Origin of the sequence: Georgenia sp. EYE_87, from assembly GCF_023148685.1 — a bacterium.
Lineage (GTDB): Bacteria > Actinomycetota > Actinomycetes > Actinomycetales > Actinomycetaceae > Georgenia.
The window spans coordinates 245591-262140 of record NZ_JAHXNL010000001.1; the positions used below are offsets into that span (position 1 = coordinate 245591).

17 protein-coding genes are annotated in these 16550 nt (G+C 71.1%); 8 read left to right on the forward strand and 9 right to left on the reverse strand.

From position 1 onward, the window contains the following. The first annotated feature begins 121 nt into the window (after nt 1-121). The 3 genes from KZX45_RS01085 (at nt 122) to KZX45_RS01095 (ending at nt 2549) form a co-directional block, all read left to right on the forward strand. Complete coding sequence (locus tag KZX45_RS01085; RefSeq protein WP_248255863.1) at nt 122-1045, forward strand: S1C family serine protease; 924 nt, start codon at nt 122-124, stop codon at nt 1043-1045. Nucleotides 1046-1139: 94 nt separating this feature from the next. Continuing rightward, nucleotides 1140-2042 carry a hypothetical protein gene (locus KZX45_RS01090; protein WP_248255864.1) on the forward strand — a complete coding sequence of 301 codons (903 nt, stop codon included), beginning with the start codon at nt 1140-1142 and terminating at the stop codon, nt 2040-2042. A gap of 87 nt (nt 2043-2129) precedes the next feature. After that, on the forward strand, nt 2130-2549 hold the full coding sequence (locus KZX45_RS01095) for a DUF2695 domain-containing protein (protein WP_248255865.1): 420 nt from the start codon (nt 2130-2132) through the stop codon (nt 2547-2549). A gap of 93 nt (nt 2550-2642) precedes the next feature. Here KZX45_RS01095 and KZX45_RS01100 read toward each other — a convergent pair whose 3' ends face one another. The 6 genes from KZX45_RS01100 to KZX45_RS01125 form a co-directional block, all read right to left on the reverse strand. Next, a complete protein-coding gene (locus KZX45_RS01100; protein ID WP_248255866.1) occupies nt 2643-3614 on the reverse strand; it encodes an RNA polymerase sigma-70 factor in 972 nt (323 codons plus the stop codon). Further along, on the reverse strand, nt 3611-4567 hold the full coding sequence (locus KZX45_RS01105; RefSeq protein ID WP_248255867.1) for an NAD(P)-dependent oxidoreductase: 957 nt from the start codon (nt 4565-4567) through the stop codon (nt 3611-3613). The genes KZX45_RS01100 and KZX45_RS01105 overlap by 4 nt, the downstream gene beginning before the upstream one ends. Before the next feature lie 61 nt (nt 4568-4628). Continuing rightward, nucleotides 4629-5150: an NAD(P)H-binding protein gene (locus KZX45_RS01110; RefSeq protein ID WP_248255868.1), complete on the reverse strand. Its 522-nt coding sequence runs from the start codon at nt 5148-5150 to the stop codon at nt 4629-4631. Between the two features lie 156 nt (nt 5151-5306). After that, complete coding sequence (locus KZX45_RS01115; protein ID WP_248255869.1) at nt 5307-6452, reverse strand: RNA polymerase sigma factor; 1146 nt, start codon at nt 6450-6452, stop codon at nt 5307-5309. A 6-nt stretch (nt 6453-6458) separates the two neighbouring features. After that, on the reverse strand, nt 6459-6866 hold the full coding sequence (locus KZX45_RS01120) for a YciI family protein (protein ID WP_248255870.1): 408 nt from the start codon (nt 6864-6866) through the stop codon (nt 6459-6461). Between the two features lie 128 nt (nt 6867-6994). Beyond that, on the reverse strand, nt 6995-7249 hold the full coding sequence (locus tag KZX45_RS01125; RefSeq protein WP_248255871.1) for a hypothetical protein: 255 nt from the start codon (nt 7247-7249) through the stop codon (nt 6995-6997). 537 nt (nt 7250-7786) lie between these two features. On the opposite strand from KZX45_RS01125, the gene KZX45_RS01130 reads away from it, so the two are divergent. Beyond that, the gene (locus tag KZX45_RS01130; protein WP_248255872.1) at nt 7787-8101 is read left to right on the forward strand and encodes a hypothetical protein; all 315 of its coding nucleotides are present in this window, start codon (nt 7787-7789) and stop codon (nt 8099-8101) included. 684 nt (nt 8102-8785) lie between these two features. On the opposite strand, the gene KZX45_RS01140 is transcribed toward KZX45_RS01130, so the two are convergent. Continuing rightward, entirely contained in the window at nt 8786-9532 is a 747-nt protein-coding gene (locus KZX45_RS01140; protein WP_248255873.1) for an RNA polymerase sigma factor, read from the reverse strand. Between the two features lie 497 nt (nt 9533-10029). Here KZX45_RS01140 and KZX45_RS01145 point away from each other — a divergent pair, with 497 nt between their 5' ends. The 4 genes from KZX45_RS01145 (at nt 10030) to helR (ending at nt 13588) form a co-directional block, all read left to right on the forward strand. Next, entirely contained in the window at nt 10030-10317 is a 288-nt protein-coding gene (locus tag KZX45_RS01145) for an SHOCT domain-containing protein (RefSeq protein ID WP_248255874.1), read from the forward strand. Beyond that, entirely contained in the window at nt 10317-10619 is a 303-nt protein-coding gene (locus tag KZX45_RS01150) for a hypothetical protein (RefSeq protein WP_248255875.1), read from the forward strand. The genes KZX45_RS01145 and KZX45_RS01150 overlap by 1 nt, the downstream gene beginning before the upstream one ends. 28 nt (nt 10620-10647) lie before the next feature. Next, nucleotides 10648-11244, forward strand: a complete 597-nt coding sequence (locus tag KZX45_RS01155; RefSeq protein WP_248255876.1) for a hypothetical protein — start codon at nt 10648-10650, stop codon at nt 11242-11244. A gap of 112 nt (nt 11245-11356) precedes the next feature. Continuing rightward, on the forward strand, nt 11357-13588 hold the full coding sequence (gene helR, locus KZX45_RS01160) for an RNA polymerase recycling motor ATPase HelR (protein ID WP_248255877.1): 2232 nt from the start codon (nt 11357-11359) through the stop codon (nt 13586-13588). Between the two features lie 76 nt (nt 13589-13664). On the opposite strand, the gene KZX45_RS01165 is transcribed toward helR, so the two are convergent. Together KZX45_RS01165 and KZX45_RS01170 are read right to left on the reverse strand one after the other, a co-directional pair. Further along, nucleotides 13665-16055 (reverse strand): excinuclease ABC subunit UvrA, encoded by a 2391-nt coding sequence (locus KZX45_RS01165; RefSeq protein ID WP_248255878.1) that lies wholly within the window; start codon nt 16053-16055, stop codon nt 13665-13667. Between the two features lie 82 nt (nt 16056-16137). After that, nucleotides 16138-16548: a VOC family protein gene (locus tag KZX45_RS01170; RefSeq protein WP_248255879.1), complete on the reverse strand. Its 411-nt coding sequence runs from the start codon at nt 16546-16548 to the stop codon at nt 16138-16140. Nucleotides 16549-16550 lie beyond the last annotated feature (2 nt).

Sequence of the window (16550 nt, forward strand, 5' to 3'; positions counted from 1 at the left end):
CGCCGGCGTCGGGCCCGCCCGGGATGGTCGACGGCGGATCCGCCGACGCCGGCGCACTCCGTGATCGCCGAGGGCGGACCCGCCGCCGGCATGCCGGGGGACCCGGCGGTGTTGAACGGACATGACGGATCCGCTCGACGCCTACTCCGAGGTGGTGACCACGGTGGCCGCCGCCCTCCAGCCGAAGGTGCTGACGGTGCTGGTCCGCAGCCGACGGGGGAGCGCCACCGGCTCCGCGGTGGCCTTCACGGACGACGGTCTGCTGCTGACGAGCGCGCACGTCGTCGAGGGCGTCACCGGGGGAGGGGTGGTCGCCGCCGACGGCGAGGAGGCCCCCTTCGACGTCCTCGGCGCGGACCGGCTCTCCGAGCTGGCGGTGCTGCGGACCCGGCCCGGCCTCGCCAGCCCCGCGGAGCTCGGCGACGCCGACACGCTGCGTGTGGGCCAGCTCGTGGTCGCCGTCGGGAACCCGATGGGCTTCGCCGGCTCGGTGACGGCCGGCGTGGTCAGCGCGCTCGGACGCTCGCTCCCGGTGCGCACCCCGCGAGGCGCGCACTCGATCGACGACGTCATCCAGACCGACGCCGCCCTCAACCCGGGCAACAGCGGCGGTGCCCTGGCGGACTCAACCGCCACCGTCGTCGGGGTGAACACGGCCGTGGCAGGCGTCGGGCTGGGCCTGGCCGTGCCCGTGAACTCCACCACGCGGCGGATCCTCGCCGAGCTGATCAGCACGGGCCGGGTGCGGCGCGCCTGGCTCGGCATCGGCGGGATCACCCTCGCGGTGCCACCGGCGCTGGCCGAGCGGCTCGGCCGACGCACCGGCCTGCACGTCACCGAGGTCGTCCCGGGCAGTCCGGCCGCCACGGCCGGCATCTACCTCGGGGACATCGTCATCGCCGCGGGGGAGCACCCGGTGCGGAAGGCCCAGGATCTGCAGCGCCTCATGCTCGGGACCGCCGTGGACCGGCCGTTCCCGGTCACCGTCTACCGGCGCGGGGCGCTCGTCGACGTCGTCGCCACCCTGGGCGAGCTCATCGCGTGAGGCGCCGGCGGACGGCCGCCGGCCCCGGGCGGGACGGTGACCGCCGGTCGGTTCCCGGCCCGGGTGCGGGTGCGGGCTGCGATAGGTTGGCCGGGTGTCCCATCCCCGGAGTCTGCTGACGCTGCTCGACCTCTCGCGTCCCGACCTGGAGTCGCTCTGGCTCGCCTCGGCCGGCTGGAAGAGCCAGCGCGCGCGGCGCCGCCTGCGCTTCGCGGACCGGCGCGTGGCCACGATCTTCGACGCCACCAGCTTCCGGACGAGGCTCGCGTACGACACCGCGATCGACGCCGTCGGCGCCCACCGGGTCGACGTGCCGCTCGTGCTCGGCCAGCGGGAGCCGGTCAGCGACACCGCCGCCATCCTCTCCGGCGCGGTCGACGCGGTCGTGGTGCGCGCGCGTGACCACGCCGCGGTGTGCGAGCTCGCCCAGGTCTGCGAGGTGCCGGTCATCAACGCGATGACCGACGGCGGGCACCCGGTCGAGGTCTTCTCGGAGGCGTACACGATCTTCGAGCGACGCGGCCCGCTCAACGACATCACCCTGACGTTCGTCGGGGAGGACTCGAACGTGCTGCGGTCGTGGTGCGAGCTGACGGTGCCGTTCGCCCTCCAGGTGCGCCAGGTGTGCCCGCCCGGGCACGGGCTGCACGAGGACTTCCTCGCCGAGCTGGCCGGGCACGGGCAGCGGGGGAGCGTGAGCGTCGGTCACGACCTCGCGGAGGCGGTCGCCGGCGCCGACGTCATCTACACCGACGTCTGGCCGACGTCCGCCCGCACCCCCGGGCGACGGCGCACGGCCTTCGAGCCGTACCGCGTCACCACCGACGTGCTGGACGAGGCGGGACCGGACGTGATGCTGATGCACGTGATGCCGGTCCACCGCGGGGACGAGGTCACCGCGGAGGCCTTCGACGACCCGCGCTCGGTCACCTTCGCCGCCAAGCGGAACCTGTCGTCCACGCACGCCGCGATCCTGGAGTGGGTCCTGGGCGGCTGAGGTCCCCGATGTCAGTCCTCCCTGACATGCTCTCGCACAGTCGTTCGAACAGCCGGTTCGGACGTCCGGAGAGCAGGGGAGTGACCCATGTCCGTGGACAACGGTGTGCGCACGCTGGAGATCGAGCTGGCCAGTCTGGCGCAGGACCTGACCGCCCCGGGGCCGCACGAGTGCGTGCTGTGCTACGTCAACCGGATGCTCGTGCAGTTCGGCTGCGACACCTCGCTGCGTTGGACCCGACGGTGGCGAGCCCTGCAGGCGCCCCGTGCGACGCAGCTGGAGCGGCGCATCGGCCGTGACGGCGCGTTCTGCGACTGCGAGCTGTTCACCAACGGGTGGGACGTCACCGTGGCGGTCGAGCACGACCCGAGGACGGGAGAGGACCGCTGGCCGGACGACGTCCGCGGATGCCGCGGGGTGCGCAACGGCACGACGCAGCCGTGCACGCTCTGGGCGCGACGTGCGCCGCAGCGCTGGCCGGTGCGGCGGCGCAGCGACTGGGACTGACACGGGTGCAGTGCCAGCCGTTGTCCGCGGCGAGGTGCTGTCATGCTGCCGCGCGGCCTCCGACGGGCGGTGGGACGGCCCGGCCTGTCGGCGTCACAGTCCCGGTGCAGACCGTCGTGCCCGGTTGGCCTCGCGGTTGACCGCCCAGGCGTCGGCCACCGGGCCGAGGTGGCCGAGCTTGTCGGGGTTGATGACGGCGCGGATCGCCTGGACCTGCCCGTCGAGCACGTCCAGCGTCAGCGTGCTGATCACCTTGCCGTCGCGGTCCCGGAAGATCGCGCCCGGCTGGCCGTTGAGCTGGTGCGGTTCCACCTCTCCACCGATGCTGAACAACCAGGGGAGAGTGGCGGCCAGCACCCGCGCCACCTTCTCGGCGCCGAAGATGCCGGCGCCCCACTGCGGGGCCTTGCCGCCGCTGTCCCCGACCATCTGGACGTCGGCGGCCAACAGCTCCCGCAGGCTCTCGACGTCGCCCTCCCGCAGCGCGTCGAAGAAGCGTGCCGCCAGCTCCTCCCGGTCCCGGCGGTCCGCCTCGAACCGTGGGCGGCCGTCGTCCATGTGGCGGCGCGCCCGCACCGCGAGCTGACGGCACGCAGCCTCGGACCTGCCCACGGCCGCGGCGACCTCGGGGAAGCTGAAGCCGAACACCTCGCGCAGCACGAACACCGCCCGCTCGAGCGGGCTGAGCCGCTCGAGCAGCAGCAGGGCAGCCATCGACACCGAGTCGGCCAGCTCCGCCGACCGCGCGGGGTCCTCGTAGGGGTCGGTGACCAACGGCTCGGGGAACCACTGACCGACGTACTGCTCCCGCCGGGAGCGGGCGGAGCGCAGCACGTCGATCGAGATTCGGGTGACCACGGCCGAGAGGAAGGCCTTGGTCGAGGTGGGCACCGTCGTGGTGGCCTCGTAGCGCAGCCAGGTCTCCTGGACCGCGTCCTCGGCCTCGCTCACGCTGCCGAGGATCCGGTACGCGATCGCGAAGAGCAGCGGACGCAGTCTCTCGAACTCCTCGGCTCGGTTCGCACGGTCTCCCGCTCGACGCCCAGACTCCTCGGCTCGGTTCACACGCGCTCCTTGTCGAGGCCCTGGCTCCTGGGCTCGGCTCCGGCCAGCTCCTCCCTGAAGCCCTGGCGCCAGGAGGGGTAGCGCAGCACCCAGCCGAGCTCCCGCTTGGCCTTGGCGTTGGAGAAGCCGCGGCCCTCGGTCATCATGCCGACCACCATCTCGCCGGCCAGCAGCCGGGCCAGCCACGCGGGAACCCGGCGCGGCGGCTTCGCCCCCGCGCACTCGGCCAGGTAGGGCAGCCACTCGCTCGCCGGGGCGGGCTCGTCGTCGACGATGTTGAACACGCCTCTCGATCTCTGCTCCACAGCCAGGACGGTAGCGCTCGCGGCGTCGTCGACGTGGACCCACGAGAGGTAGCCGGTGCCACCGCCGACGAGCGGGAACAGTCGTCTCCGCACCAGGTCCACCTGGTCGTCGTTGGCGCCCGGGCCGTAGAACCCGCCGTAGCGCAGGACCGCACCGCCCGCCCGGAGCACCGCGTCCTCGAGGTGGGTGATCGCCTTCGTCCCCTCGATCACCTCCAGCGGGTCCTCCTCGGTCTTGACCCATCCGCCGCTGCGGGCGCCGTTCATGCTCGCGTGGCCCTGCGCGACGACGTGGAAGACGCCGGTCGCCTCGGCGGCGGCCAGCAGGTTGTCGGTCCCCGCGCTGCGGAGCTCGTTGGTGACGGCGAAGAAGCGGTCGGCCCGCTTCAGGTCGGGCCGGCCCGCGTGCGCCGTAGACAGGGCCGTCATCTGATTCACGATCACGTCCGGCCGTGCGGCGGCGACGGCCTGGCCCACCGCTGCCGCATCCCGCCCGTCCATCACCACGCCCTCGGCACCGAGCTGCTCGAGCAGCCCGAGCTTGCGTGCGCTCGTCGTCGTCGCCGTCACCTGATGGCCACGGGCCACCAGCTGGGGCACCAGCCGCCTGCCGATGACGCCGGACCCGCCTGCTACGAACACCCGCATGATCGTCCTCCTCGCTTCGCGATGTCTGTCGGGCCCGAACGAGACAGCCCGACGTTTTCTGTCACTCCCGAGACGAGACAGCCGGCCCGTCTGTGACACGAGCTCGCCCGGTTGCGGCCAGCTCCTCCCTGAAGCCCTGGCGCCAGGAGGGGGAGCGCAGCACCCAGGTGAGGTCGGACTTGGCCTTTGTGCGCCGTTCCAGCTGGCGTAGCCCTGCGCGGTGACGTTGGACACGCCGGCCGCCTCGACGGCGGCCAGCAGGTGGTCCGTCGCTCTCGGTGCGCAGGCGGTTGGTGACGGCGAACCACCGGTCCGAGTGCTTGAGGTCGGGCTTGCCGGCAGGGATCCGTGAGATGGCCGTCATCTCGTTCACGATCGCGTCCGGGCGGGCGGCGGCCACCGCCTCGCCGACCGACGCCGGGTCCGGGCCGTCCATGACGACGGCCTCGGCGCCCAGATGCTCGAGCATCCCCAGCCTGGCCGGGGACGTCGTCGCGGCCGTCACCTGGTGGTCCAGCGCCACGAGCTGCAGCACCAGGCGCCTCCCGAGGACCCCGGACCCGCCTGCCACGAACACGCGCATGATCCTCACCTTCCGCTTTCGTCCGGCTCTCGTCCCTGGGAGGAGACAACCGGGCCCGCTGCGACACGTCGCGTGCGGAGTGCCCACGCCCGGAGCTCCGGACACGGTGGACTGCGACGAGGCCGGGGCCGGATGCGGGAGGCGGGTGGAGGTCGCTCAGCGGCGGAGGGAGGCGTTGAGCCGCGCGGCCTGACGGGTGAGGTGCTCGCGCTCGGGCAGGTTCGGCGCCGACCGGGCCGCCTCGGCGTAGAGCCGGGCCGCGGTGGCGGCGTCGCCGTCGCGTTCGTGCAGGTGCGCCGCGACGGCGGCGTAGCGGGGCAGGGACGGGTCGAGCTCCGCCAGCGCGGCGAGACCGGCTCGCCCGCCGTCGGCCTCGCCGACCGCGACGGCCCGGTTGAGCCGGGCGACCGGGCTGCCCGTCAGGCGCACCAGTTCGTCGTACCACTCGACGATCTGCACCCAGTCGGTCTCCGCCGCCGTCCGGGCGTCGGCGTGGAGGGCGGCGACGGCGGCCTGAGCCTGGAACTCGCCGAGGCGGTCGCGCGCGAGCGCCTTCTGGAGCACGTCGACGCCCTCGGCGATCATCCGGGTGTCCCACAGGCTGCGGTCCTGCTCGGCGAGGGGCACCAGGCTGCCGTCCGGGCGGGTGCGGGCCGGGCGGCGGGCGTGGTGGAGCAGCATGAGCGCGAGCAGACCCGCGACCTCCTCGTGCTCGACCCGCGCCGCCAGCTCCCGGGCGAGCCGGATGGCCTCGGCGGCGAGGTCGACGTCGCCCGAATAGCCCTCGTTGAAGACGAGGTAGAGGACCCGCAGCACCGTGGCGACGTCGCCCGGCCGGTCGAGGCGGACGCCGGCCACGGTCCGCTTGGCGCGACTGATGCGCTGCGCCATGGTCGCCTCCGGGACGAGGTAGGCCTGAGCGATCTGCCGCGTGGTGAGGCCCGCGACCGCGCGGAGCGTCAGCGCGACGGCGGAGGCGGGTGTGAGGGAGGGGTGCGCGCACAGGAAGTACAGCCAGAGGGTGTCGTCGACCTCCGCGCCCGGCCCGGGGACCGGCTCGGTCCCGGTGCGCACCTCACGCCGGCGCCGGGAGTTCTCGGCCCGGGCGGCGTCGAGAAACTTCCGCCACGCGACGGCGACCAGCCAGCCCTTGGGATCCCGTGGCGGGGCGTCCGGCCATACCCGCAGCGCCTCGAGCAGGCTGTCCTGCACGGCGTCCTCGGCCGCCGCGAAGCTGGCTCCGCGGCGGACGAGGACGCCGATCACCGCGGGCGTCAGCGTCCGCAGCAGGACCTCGTCCACCAGGTGTCACTCCGTGACGGTCGGCGGGGCCGCAAGGAACGGGCGGACCTCGAGCCACTCGTGGATCGGGCGGCCGCCGGCGCCGGGGGCCGCGGACAGTTCGCCGGCGAGCTGGAGCGCACGCTCGTAGCTCTCCACGTCGATCACCATCCACCCGGCGATGAGGTCCTTGGTCTCCGCGAACGGGCCATCGGTGACCGGCGGCCGGCCCTCGCCGTCGTAGCGGACGAAGGTGCCCTCGGGGGAGAGGGCCTGCCCGTCGACGAACTCGCCGGTCTCCTCGAGCCGGGCGGCGAAGTCGGCCATGTACTGCATGTGGGCTGAGATCTCCTCGGGCGTCCACCGGTCCATCGGCACGTCGTTGACCGCCGCCGGGGCGCCGCGGTAGTGCTTGAGCAGCAGGTACTTGGCCATCGTTCTCGCTCCTTCGTGCGGTACGGCCCATTGTGGCCGTTCTCGATACCAGGACGGAGCCGGGGAGCGGTTCTCGACATCCCCGCGGCCGGGAATCCTCCGCTGCCGCCTCGGTCGCCCGGGTGGCGTCAGAGCTCGGCGACGAGCCTGATCCACTCCGGCGTCACCCGGCCGGCGCGGGCGTCGGCGACGACCCGGCGCCCCGCGGTGGACACCTCGGCGGGGGAGACGTCGATGACGTCGCCGTACGAGGCATCCGCGATGCGCCGCGCGAGCGGTGCGGCCGGGCGGGCGTGGCGCTCGATCCGCACGAGCCACACCTCCATCCGCCGTCCGCCCGTGACGAACCGCAGCACCGCGGTCGCCGGCCGCCTCGATGTCATCGTCGCACTCGCTCCCACCGCGCATCACCTCGACATCGAGTGTGCGGCGAGCGCGAGCCTGCCGCCACCCGGCCGGGCACCATCGTCCGAAATTTTGAAAGGGTCTGGCTGGTCCGGGGGCTCCTGGACCGTTGTTGTCGAAGCCAAGGGCTCTCCGTGTCTTCCGGCGGGTCGACGGGTTCGACCGCATCGCGATCTCGGCGCGGATTCGTCGCCCGGGTCGTGGTTCGAAGAGAACGGGACCTGCGTGAGCTCGACACCGTGCTCACAGATCACGGTCACTCGTACGCACGGAGGATGACGATGGCAGCGGGGGAGCGGCCGGACGGGATGCCGGTGGTCTCGGCCGCAGGGGACTTCGAGGCGTCGATCTACGTTCTCGCGTGACGGCGTGGTTTGCCGACCGTCGGCTGCTGGGAGCTCCCGCGTATACGCCACTCGATGTGTCCGATTGTGTGGAACTTTCTACCCATGTCCTTAGACGTGTACTTCCAACGGTTCCGCGATGGTGACGCAGGGTCAGGCGGTGGCGACCGAATGCGCGAGGTTCTCGAGCTGCTCATCGTGCGTGAGGAGTCGGAGGGTGGCCCTGCCCTGGTGGAGTACGGCGACGGTTCCGCCGATGTCTACCTCCATGATGACGGCATGATGGCCAACCACATCTCTGGCGACCAGCCATGGGAACTGCTGGTTCGAGGAGCACGGGCGGCGGGGTGGGTGATCGTGCCGGTCGGCTGCCCAACATGCCTGACCGACGAGGGGCAGCGCGCGCGCCTGCCGACGGAGCTCGAAGATGCCGTCGTCCTGGTCGGTACGGGAGAAGAACTGCGTCGGGTAATCCTCGCCTCCTGACGAGCTCGAGTGAGCAGCGCACCGGCCTGACGTGACGTCGGCACGACAGCAGCGCTCGAGCTCGACAGTCGGGGAGTGCAGAACCGTGCACGCGGCGGCCTTCTGCGCACTGCAGGTCCGTCGGTGCATCCGCTGGATCGCTCTCGATCTGACATAATGTCCATTATCGGATATCAAGGGACGGGAGTCGAAGCCGCTGCGTTTCCACGGCCATCGGTAGCCTCCATCCATGAACTGCGTGACGCCGTCGACTGAGATGCATGACGCCGCAGGTCGAGCGCCCGAAAGCCGCGCTGGCCGGCGTCCCTCAGCCCTGGGGCTCAGTCACGTGGCGTTCGTGGTTCGAGACCTGGATCGGATGGCGACCATCCTGACCCGAGTGCTGGGTGCTCGTCAGGTGTACGACAGTGGAGACAAGACCTACTCGCTGTCACCGGAACGATTCTTGGTGGTGAAGGCGAAAAGTCCGCATGGGTCGCGATCATGCAAGACGAGCGCGATGTCGCCCGGTCATACGATCACGGAGCGTTTCGGGTCGCCGCGGAGGACCTTGAGGCATACCGGCAGGCGATCGAGTCTCTAGGCCTCGACGTTCGCGAAAGGCGGTCAAGCGTTGAAGGTGAAGGCGAGTCGCTGTACTTCCACGACGAAGATGGGCATCTCTTCGAGCTAGGTGCGAGAGCCTCAAGGCAGTGGGTGCCAGGTTCCCTGGACAATCTCCTCGAGCTGCAAGGCGCTGTCGGGGGCCTGTGCGGTCGAGATAGTCACGAACCAGCCGTCTACGCCCCTGGTTACGGACCTCCAAGCGCCGTCGTCAACGCGGCACCTGATCTCTGCCACCGCCGACCGGCGGATGACTGCGTAGTGGTACCTGGGTCCCCGATGTGAGTGCTCGTAGGCACACCCGACCTCGGTGACCTCCGGGTTGAGGGTGGAAACCAGGGAGGTCAGATTCATATGGCGACGCTTTCCCGCAATTGCGAAGAACAGGTGAGTAACTGCCCACTCCCGACTGGAGGGCACCGCAACCAGGACGAACGACGCGTCGCCATCCGTGGCCTGGGCGAGCACACCGGGCACATCATCGCGGCCGTCGTCGGCCAGCTTTGACCATGCGCGGATGATGTCGGTGCGGGAGGCGACGTCGGCGGCCAGCTCCAGGCCTGCCGGCTCGGGCTGGGCGGCCAGGCGCACGTGAAGGGCGCGCCAGCGCCCATGCGTCCGCGTCGAAACGAGCATGACGTTCCGCGCGATGCCGAACAGCCACGGCCGTACCTCTGGTGGCGCCTCGTCAAGGCGGCGCCAGGCCACGAGGAACGCCTCGGCGACGACGTCCTCCACCTGGGCCGGAGGCAGGCGCCGGCGCACGAACCGCTCAAGGTCGGCGCGGTGGTCGCGATAAAGACGCGTGAACCTGTCAGCGTCAGACATCCACACACCACCTCGTGCTCGGCGAACCAGCCCCTACACCCTTCTACATTGCCGGGAAGCAGCCGTCCGTTACACACATACTGAACGAGTTCCGCGCCTGGCATGGAACCGGCGCAATCCTGGCCGGCCATCGGCTGGTGCTGGGCACCACCTTCGGGAAGGAGGACCTGTTTGCCTACCGCCGCGCCCTCACCTAAGCCTTCGACGGACGCGAACGGGAAAATCGACGATGACATGGGTGATCCACCCACACCGCAATACCGAGCCACCTCAAATCACGACCAAGATCGTGCCGGCCGTCGAGTCTGGCGCCCGGCGAACATTACGACGAGGCCGGAAGGTCCGTGCCTCGGGAGCGATACACCGACCCAGAAGGCGTACGAGTGTTACGAGATTCCCCACGTATGGGGTGAAACCGGACGTGCCGGCACCTCAATCCGCCTAATGTGCAGGGCAAACTGCGCCACTGCCTCATCCCGAGCCCTTGGAGAACATCGATGTTCCGCAACGGCCTGCAGCCGAGCCACATCATCATCCTCTTCCTCGTCGTGCTGCCCCTGATCCTGGTAGTCGTTGGAGTCGTGCTGCTGGTGCGCCGAACCCAGAGACGTCCGCAGGCGACTACGCCTCAGGTCGGCGGACCGCAGTGGCACCCGCCGCCACCCGCCTCGCCCGTCCCTGACCCGATCGACCAAGTCCGTCGGCTCGCGGACCTCAGGGACTCCGGGGTGATAAGCGAGGAGGAGTACCAGGCCCGGAAGAACAAGCTCCTCGGCGACATCTGATGAGGACCGACCAAGGCCGCGCCGCGCGCAAGGCGTCCGTCGTCGAGGCACGCCTGTTCTGGGCAGGGATGCTCGCACTGGCAGTCGGCGTCGTGGCGCTCGTCCTGGCGCTTGGCGTCTCGCTGATCGGCGCGGCCACCGGCGGCGATCGCAGCAGCATGGCCACCGTGTACCTCGTGTTCGGCGTCGTGAGCCTCGCAGTCGCGGGACTCATCGCACTGGCCCGGCATATCCGCGGCTTCATGAACCGCGACCTGTACGCCCGCCGCGCCACTGAAGAGAGGCAGCGGCGCCGGCCGTAGCAGCACGGTGAGGCGGCACCATGGGCATGTGGCACTGACACCCTGCACCGACCTGTCCGCAGCGGACTGGCTCACCACCAGCGATCTGCCGTGGGAGCGGCTCGTCACGCTCGGTCCCTCCGGCTTCACGGCCTACGCACGACTGCGCTTCATCCCCGACCCCGCGTACGACGGCCAATCCGAGAACGACGTCAAGGTTGACGACGATCACCCCTCGGACCTGGCGCAGCTGTGCGCCGTCCTCGAAGTGCTGGCGACCCACACGACCACGCCGGATGACTGGTACGTCGCCTACTGGGACGGCTGGCCGCTGGAGTCATTCCCTGAGTACGTCCTGCAGGCACCACTGCTGCACCTACCGAACCGCGACTACTTCCTACTACGCGGACAGGCGGCAGACCTGACTGAAGCAAGCGAGGTCTGGCCCGGTCACCCGAATCTCAAACTGCCGATCCGCCCCGCCTTCGTCTGGCCGGCGGACCGCGCCTGGTGCGTCACCACAGATGTCGACCCGCACTGGGCGGGCATCGGCGCCGACTACGGCGCGATCAACGAGCTACTAGCGGCCACAAACCTCGACGTGGTCCCCACGGACTTCGGCGCAGAGCAGCCGCACTACCGATAAGTCGGATTCGTGATAACCAACGTATAGCGCACCGGGGGGCTTGCGGCAAGACCCACCCCGTCGCGCAGAATCTCGGGCTCAGGCGGATCCAGACGAGCCCGGAGCTGATGACGTGTCCCGCGTGGTGACCAGTGCCTTCGACCTGCCCGACCACCTTGCCCACAAGGCAGCGGCGGCGCTGATAGCCGACGACGAGCAGCACTTCGCGGCGATCGCGGAGAGCCTCGAACAGTCGGTCACCGACCTGTCCGATCGTCTCGACGCCGCGCGCCGAGCCCCCGGCGGCACCGGCCAGGAGGCGATGGACCGCGACCTGGAGGTCCACCGGCTGACCTCCCGGCTACGCACCCTGCGCCGCTTCGACCTCGACCTGTGCCTGGGCCGCACTGTCGCGTCGGACGGGGCCGAGCCCGTCTACGTCGGCCGACTCGGGCTCACGGACAGGGCGGGGCGCCGGCTGCTGGTCGACTGGCGCTCCCCCGCTGCCGAGCCGTTCTTCGGGGCGACCCACGCCAACCCGATGGGCCTGACCAGCCGCCGACGGTATCGGTGGACCCGAGGCCGGGTCGGCGACTACTGGGACGAGGTCTTCACCCCCGACGGGCTCGAGCAGCACGCCGCGCTCGACGACCAGTCCGCGTTCATCGCCAGCCTGGGCGCCAGCCGGTCCCCCCGGATGCGCGACGTCCTCGGCACCATCCAGGCGGACCAGGACGCCATCATCCGCGCGGGTTCCTGCGGCGCGCTCGTCGTCGACGGCGGTCCCGGCACCGGCAAGACCGTCGTCGCCCTCCACCGCACCGCCTACCTGCTGTACTCCGACCCGCGCCTCGGCCACCGCCGCGGCGGCGTGCTGTTCGTGGGCCCGCACGAGCCGTACCTGGCGTACGTCTCCGACGTGCTGCCCAGCCTGGGCGAGGAGGGCGTGCAGACGGCGACCCTCCGGGACCTCGTGTCCGAGGGGGCGACGGCGACCGCCGAGCCCGACCCGCAGGTCGCCCGCCTCAAGGCGTCGGCGGACCTGGTGCGGGCGGTCGAGCCCGCGGTCCGTCTGTACGAGGAGCCGCCCGCCGAGGGGATGACCGTCGAGACACCCTGGGCCGACCTCTGGCTCAGCCCGCGCGACTGGGCCGAGGCGTTTGCGACGCCGGACCCCGGCACCCCGCACAACGACGCGCGCGACCAGGTCTGGGAGGCGTTGCTCGAGATTCTGGTGGACAAGCTCAGGGACGAGCTCGACGACGTCCTCGGCGGCCCCGGAGAGAACCGGGACGACGGCGATGAGGACAAGTTCGACGCGTACGGGCGGGCCGGCGAGAGAGCCGACGGCGACCTCCGCCGATCCCTGGCCGCCAACCGCGAGCTCGTGCGGGCCTTCGGCCGGGCGTGGCCGCTGCTGGAGGCGGCCGACGTCGTCGGGGACCTCTGGTCAGTGCCCGCCTACCTGCGCATGTGCGCGCCGTGGCTGCGGCCCGGGGAGGTGTCCGCGCTGCAACGCTCGGACGCCCACGCGTGGACGGAATCCGACCTGCCGCTTCTCGACGCGGCGCGGCGGCGGCTCGGCGACCCGCAGGCGTCGCGCCACCGTCGGCGGCGCGAGGCGGCTGCCGCCGCCGAGCGCCAGCGCATGGCCGACGTCGTCGGTGACCTGATCGCGACCGACGACTCGGAGATGGGTGTGATGTCGATGCTGCGCGGCCAGGACCTACGGGCCGCTCTGGCGGGCGGCTCGGCACTGCCCAGCACCGACCCCGACGTCCTCGCCGGCCCGTTCGCGCACGTCGTCGTGGATGAGGCGCAGGAGCTGACCGACGCCGAGTGGCAGATGCTGCTGGCCCGATGCCCGTCCCGGAGCTTCACCGTCGTCGGTGACCGCGCGCAGGCCCGGCACGGGTTCGCGGAGTCCTGGCAGGAGCGGCTGGCGCGGGTCGGGCTCGACCAGGTCCACCTCGCCTCCCTGAGCATCAACTACCGGACGCCGGAGGAGGTGATGGCCGAGGCCGAGCCGGTCATCCGGGCGGTGCTCCCGAACGCGAACGTGCCGACCTCCGTGCGCCGGAGCGGCGTTCCGGTCCGCCACGGGTCGACCGCCGACCTGGATTCCATCCTCGACAGGTGGCTCGACGACCACGCCGACGGCGTCGCGTGCGTCATCGGCGACCCCACGTTCAGGGCGACGTCCCGCGTCCGGGCCCTGGCCCCGGAGCACGCGAAGGGCCTCGAGTTCGACCTGGTCGTCCTCATCGATCCCGAGTCGTTCGGGGTGGGCATCGAGGGCGCCGTCGACCGCTACGTGGCGATGACCAGAGCGACCCAGCAGCTCGTCGTGCTCACGACGCCCTGAGGCTGGCGACCTCGGGCCGTTCGGGGCATCGCGCCGGTCAGCACCGCTGCCCCAGGGGTGACCCGGATCCGCCGCCTCAGCCGACGTAGGCCGCGAGGTGCTCGCCCGTCAGGGTCGAGCGGGAGGCCACGAGGTCGGCGGGCGTGCCCTCGAACACGATCCTGCCGCCGTCGTGACCGGCGCCCGGCCCGAGGTCGATGATCCAGTCGGCGTGCGCCATGACCGCCTGGTGGTGCTCGATGACGATGACCGACTTGCCGGAGTCCACGAGCCGGTCGAGCAGCCCGAGCAGCTGCCGGACGTCGGCGAGGTGGAGTCCGGTGGTCGGCTCGTCGAGGACGTAGATGCCGCCCTTCTCCCCCATGTGGGTGGCGAGCTTGAGCCGCTGCCGCTCGCCGCCGGACAGCGTGGTGAGCGGCTGACCGATGGTGAGGTAGCCGAGCCCGACGTCGGCGAGCCGGTCGAGGATCTTGTGCGCGGCCGGGACGCGGGCCTCGCCGTCGCGGAAGAACTCCTCCGCCTCGGTGACGGGCATCGCCAGCACCTCGGCGATGTTGCGGCCGCCGAGCGTGTACTCCAGCACCGACGCCTGGAATCCCTTTCCCTCGCACTCCTCGCAGGTGGACTCGACGGTGGCCATGACCCCCAGGTCGGTGAAGATGACGCCGGCGCCGTTGCAGGTGGGGCAGGCGCCCTCGGAGTTGGCGCTGAAGAGCGAGGGCTTGACGCCGTTCGCCTTGGCGAACGCCTTGCGGATCGGGTCGAGCAGCCCGGTGTACGTCGCCGGGTTCGAGCGCCGCGAGCCGCGGATCGCTCCTTGGTCGATCATCACCACGCCGTCGCGGCGGGCGACCGAGCCGTCGACCAGCGAGCTCTTGCCCGAGCCCGCGACCCCCGTGAGGACGCACAGCACCCCCAGGGGGATGTCGACGTCGACGTCCCGCAGGTTGTGCGTGCTGGCGCCGCGGATCTCGAGCTTGTCACTCGGTGTCCGCACGGTCTCCTTGAGCGCCGCGCGGTCGTCGAGGTGACGGCCCGTGAGCGTGCCGCTCCCCCGCAGCTGCTCGACGGTGCCCTCGAAGACCACCTCGCCACCGCCGCTGCCGGCCCCCGGGCCCAGGTCGACGACGTGGTCGGCGATCGTGATGGCCTCGGGCTTGTGCTCCACCACCAGCACGGTGTTGCCCTTGTCCCGCAGCCGCAGCAGCAGCTGGTTCATCCGGGCGATGTCGTGGGGGTGCAGCCCGATCGTGGGCTCGTCGAAGACGTACGTGAGGTCGGTGAGCGAGGAGCCGAGGTGGCGGATCATCTTGGTCCGCTGCGCCTCTCCCCCGGACAGGGTGCCCGCCGGCCGGTCGAGCGAGAGGTAGCCCAGGCCGATCTTGGTGAACGAGTCCAGAAGGTGCTGCAGCCCGGTGAGCAGCGGGGCCACCGACGGCTCGTCCAGCCCGCGGACCCACTCGGCGAGGTCGCTGATCTGCATCGCACACAGGTCGGCGATGTTCTTCCCCCGGATCCTCGACGAGCGGGCCTCCGGGCTGAGCCGGGTGCCGTCGCAGTCGGGGCAGGTGGTGAAGGTGATGGCGCGGTCCACGAACGCGCGGATGTGCGGCTGCATCGCCTCGCGGTCCTTGGCGAGCATCGACTTCTGGATCTTGGGGATCAGTCCCTCGTAGGTCAGGTTGATCCCCTCGACCTTGATCTTGGTCGGCTCGCTGTAGAGCAGCTTGTGGAGCTCCTTCTTGGTGAACTGCCCGATCGGCTTGTCCATGGGGAGGCCGGCCCCGTTGAAGATGCGGCCGTACCAGCCGTCCATGCTGTAGCCCGGGACGGTGAGCGCGCCGTCGCTGAGCGACCTCGAGGCGTCGTACAGCGCGGTGAGATCGAAGTCCGTCACCGAGCCCATGCCCTCGCACCGCGGGCACATCCCGCCGAGCTGGGTGAAGGTCGCCTTCTCGGCCTTGGTCCTGTTCCCGCGCTCGACCGTGATGGCGCCGCTGGCCCGCACCGTGGGCATGTTGAACGAGAAGGCGTTGGGCGAGCCGATGTGGGGGTCCCCGAGCCGGCTGAAGAGGATGCGCAGCAGAGCGTTGGCGTCGGTGGCGGTGCCGACGGTGGATCGCGGGTTCGCGCCCATCCGCTCCTGGTCCACGATGATCGCCGTCGTCAACCCGTCCAGGAGGTCCACGTCCGGGCGGGGCAGGTTGGGCATGAAGCCCTGGACGAAGGCGCTGTAGGTCTCGTTGATCAGCCGCCGCGACTCCGCGGCGATCGTGTCGAAGACCAGGGAGCTCTTGCCCGAGCCGGAGACGCCGGTGAACACGGTCAGCCGGCGCTTCGGGATTTCGACGCTGACCTCCTTGAGGTTGTTCTCCCGTGCGCCCTGCACGCGGATGAGGTCGTGGCTGTCGGCGACGTGCGGTTCCGTGGGCGACGACTCGGTGTCCGTCCTCGTGGCCGTGCTCATCGGGTCTCCATCTCTCGGGGCGGGCCGGGCCGCCGTCGGGCGTGGCTGTCGTCAGACCATCTCAGCACCAGGCGGGTCCGGCTCAGCGAATTTCCTGGATCCGGAGGAGGTTGCCGGCCGGGTCGCGCACGGCGCAGTCCCGCACCCCGTAGGGCTGCTCGGTCGGCTCCTGCACGATCTCGGCGTCGCTCGCCGCGAGCCGCTCGAAGGTGCCGTCGAGATCGTTGGTGGCCAGGAGGAGCATGGCGTAGGTGCCCTTGGCCATCATCTCGGCGATGGTACGGCGCTCCTCGTCGGTGATGCCCGGGTTCGCCGCGGGCGGGTCGAGGACGACGGACGTGCCGGGCTGGTCGACGGGGCCGACCGTGATCCAGCGCATCTTGCCCCTGCCCACGTCGTTGCGGACCTCGAAGCCGAGGATGTCGCGGTAGAACGCCAGGGAGGCGTCCGGGTCGTCGTGCGGGAGGAAGCTCGCGTGAATGGTGATGTCCATGG

Excerpts from the sequence above, each read along its gene's own strand:
- KZX45_RS01145 (WP_248255874.1), top strand. The coding sequence starts at position 10,030 with ATGTTCCGCAACGGCCTGCAGCCGAGCCACATCATCATCCTCTTCCTC.
- KZX45_RS01110 (WP_248255868.1), bottom strand. The coding sequence starts at position 5,150 with ATGCGCGTGTTCGTGGCAGGCGGGTCCGGGGTCCTCGGGAGGCGCCTG.
- KZX45_RS01120 (WP_248255870.1), bottom strand. The coding sequence starts at position 6,866 with ATGGCCAAGTACCTGCTGCTCAAGCACTACCGCGGCGCCCCGGCGGCG.
- KZX45_RS01170 (WP_248255879.1), bottom strand. The coding sequence starts at position 16,548 with ATGGACATCACCATTCACGCGAGCTTCCTCCCGCACGACGACCCGGAC.
- KZX45_RS01085 (WP_248255863.1), top strand. The coding sequence starts at position 122 with ATGACGGATCCGCTCGACGCCTACTCCGAGGTGGTGACCACGGTGGCC.
- KZX45_RS01165 (WP_248255878.1), bottom strand. The coding sequence starts at position 16,055 with ATGAGCACGGCCACGAGGACGGACACCGAGTCGTCGCCCACGGAACCG.
- KZX45_RS01125 (WP_248255871.1), bottom strand. The coding sequence starts at position 7,249 with ATGACATCGAGGCGGCCGGCGACCGCGGTGCTGCGGTTCGTCACGGGC.
- KZX45_RS01150 (WP_248255875.1), top strand. The coding sequence starts at position 10,317 with ATGAGGACCGACCAAGGCCGCGCCGCGCGCAAGGCGTCCGTCGTCGAG.
- KZX45_RS01095 (WP_248255865.1), top strand. The coding sequence starts at position 2,130 with ATGTCCGTGGACAACGGTGTGCGCACGCTGGAGATCGAGCTGGCCAGT.
- KZX45_RS01105 (WP_248255867.1), bottom strand. The coding sequence starts at position 4,567 with ATGCGGGTGTTCGTAGCAGGCGGGTCCGGCGTCATCGGCAGGCGGCTG.
- KZX45_RS01140 (WP_248255873.1), bottom strand. The coding sequence starts at position 9,532 with ATGTCTGACGCTGACAGGTTCACGCGTCTTTATCGCGACCACCGCGCC.
- KZX45_RS01130 (WP_248255872.1), top strand. The coding sequence starts at position 7,787 with ATGCGCGAGGTTCTCGAGCTGCTCATCGTGCGTGAGGAGTCGGAGGGT.